General features: G+C 52.4%; 2 protein-coding genes and 2 pseudogenes. 3 read left to right on the plus strand and 1 reads right to left on the minus strand.

Annotated features, from left to right (window positions below):
- Positions 1-359: 359 nt before the first annotated feature.
- The 3 genes and pseudogenes from NX05_RS24040 (at position 360) to NX05_RS24045 (ending at position 1,598) form a co-directional block, all read left to right on the plus strand.
- Entirely contained in the window at positions 360-758 is a 399-nt protein-coding gene (locus NX05_RS24040; RefSeq protein WP_146435193.1) for a hypothetical protein, read from the plus strand.
- 33 nt (positions 759-791) lie between these two features.
- Positions 792-1,014 (plus strand): annotated as a pseudogene (locus NX05_RS23290) (hypothetical protein).
- A 44-nt stretch (positions 1,015-1,058) separates the two neighbouring features.
- Entirely contained in the window at positions 1,059-1,598 is a 540-nt protein-coding gene (locus NX05_RS24045) for a hypothetical protein (RefSeq protein WP_126922538.1), read from the plus strand.
- A gap of 114 nt (positions 1,599-1,712) precedes the next feature.
- Here the strand turns inward: NX05_RS24045 and NX05_RS24050 are convergent.
- Positions 1,713-1,870: pseudogene (locus NX05_RS24050) on the minus strand (IS5/IS1182 family transposase); the annotation flags it as partial.

The raw sequence follows: 1,870 nt of genomic DNA on the forward strand, positions 1-1,870 counted from the left end.
TTGCACTGTCGAATCTGTGGCTGACGCGCAAAGCGTTAATGCCTGCTGCGGGGAAGCTGTGCCTGTAACCCAGGCAACACCCCGCAAACGGCCGAAACCGGCAAAAAATCGGCGATTTGAGCGCCCTTAGCGCGGCGGATGCGGTTGCTTCGTTTTCCGGTCGCGTTGATCAGACCATCCCTAATACATTTCTTCTTCCTGTTCTGATTGCAGTATCCGTGTGTTCAACAGGATGCTCTGTCAACTTTACAAAAGTTCGAGCATACGGGGAGTGCTCAAATCGTGCGGGTGGGGGTGGGGAATGTAAAGTGGGGGCAGAAGCAACATGGGAGCGTGGGGGTCCCATGATGGCGATGGCGATGGATGTCATGAACATTGTGGCAGATGCGCAGAGCTATGAGCTGGATACTTCAGGATCCACGATTCCGTATCCAAGTCGAGGGGACTTTGTCGTTACGCTTTCAAATTCAGCAACAGGCGCCGTGCAGGCAAGTCGCGTGTTTTCATGGGTAAAAGTTGGAACTTTGTTGAAGGCCGAAGACCCTAACGCCATCAATGACTGGGCCTATGCCAACTCAAGTAATGCGGACAAAATCACGTATGATGTTGTTCGCTTTCGCTCCAATTATGCGGCTGGACCACAAGTCATTGCCGGACAATCGAAGTACGAGGGAAGCACGCAGGCTACGTATTCGGTCGCTTTCGATGGGACTTCTTGTCCGCGCGTCCCTACCCCGACCCCTTGCCACAACAATTGATTCCATAAAACTATCAAGGGATCTTTCCTGCTCATGTCGCTCACGGGGTCGCGGTTGATACATCATTTCTGGCTTGTTGGATTGGCGATCGTGTTGGGCGGCTGCCGGTCATTTCCAGACATTCCCGATGGCGTCAGCGTGGAAGGATTCAATCTGATTTCCGTAAGTCGATTGGGTCTTTTGACTTATGTCAAGACGGACATGTACCTGCCCGGCAGGAATAGGGAGGGGCGCCCAGATGGCGCCCTGGCCCTAAGCGAACTTCAGTGCACTGCCGATGGCCTGAATATAAAAATATCCATGCAAGACCAAAAGCCCGACATTGCGCGCTATTGCATTGCGATTGAAGGTGCTCTTCGTCAGGTGCTATCTCTCTACAAGCAACATCCCGTCTCTATTCACATATATCTGCTGCCAGCAGGAGCTGGATTCAAATATACTAAATCATCATTTCGCGTCAGTGGCACCACTCTTAGCTTGGCTGCACCTCTATTTACCGACGATCAAAGAAGTCTTGGAAATATTGTGGATCTCGTGTCACACGAAGCATTCCACCTTGCTGGATATCTGTCGGGAGATAGCCGTGCAGCTGATGAGCGAGATGCTTACTGGATGGGGTTGTGCTCGCAGCTTCGGGTACTTGGACAGATAAAAGTGCAAAACCTGCCCGGTGGAGCTATTGCAGCAGACAACCAGGCCCTCGCGCGATCCTCGTCGGATGCTTATTTCGTTCGACGTGAAGTGTGGCCGTTTGTTTCCGAAAGCAAAATTCAGAAAGGAACGCCTGGTGGAGAGTCAATGGAAACAGCGTGCAATCATCGTTTTTCCAACGGCCCTTAGGGAAGGTCTGAACAACGAGGTCTGAGAGTGCGGGATGTTGCGTCGTTCCGAGGAGTGGCATTTGAATCTTCGAAATTTCGCCATTTCTGGCGCTTTCCGCGGGAATTCCCCGGTTTACAGGCGCACGCTCCCCATAGCCGGCAGCAACTGCTTTCGCTTCATCCACAGGTTGGAGAGCGCAAACAAGGTCAGCACGTGTGCGGTGTTCTTGGCCAAGCCGCGATAGCGGACCTTGGTGTAGCCGAATTGACGTTTGATCACCCGGAATGGAT

The organism is Xanthomonas vasicola (genome assembly GCF_000772705.2).
In the GTDB taxonomy this organism is placed as follows: domain Bacteria; phylum Pseudomonadota; class Gammaproteobacteria; order Xanthomonadales; family Xanthomonadaceae; genus Xanthomonas; species Xanthomonas vasicola.

Excerpts from the sequence above, each read along its gene's own strand:
- NX05_RS24040 (WP_146435193.1), top strand. The coding sequence starts at position 360 with ATGGATGTCATGAACATTGTGGCAGATGCGCAGAGCTATGAGCTGGAT.
- NX05_RS24045 (WP_126922538.1), top strand. The coding sequence starts at position 1,059 with ATGCAAGACCAAAAGCCCGACATTGCGCGCTATTGCATTGCGATTGAA.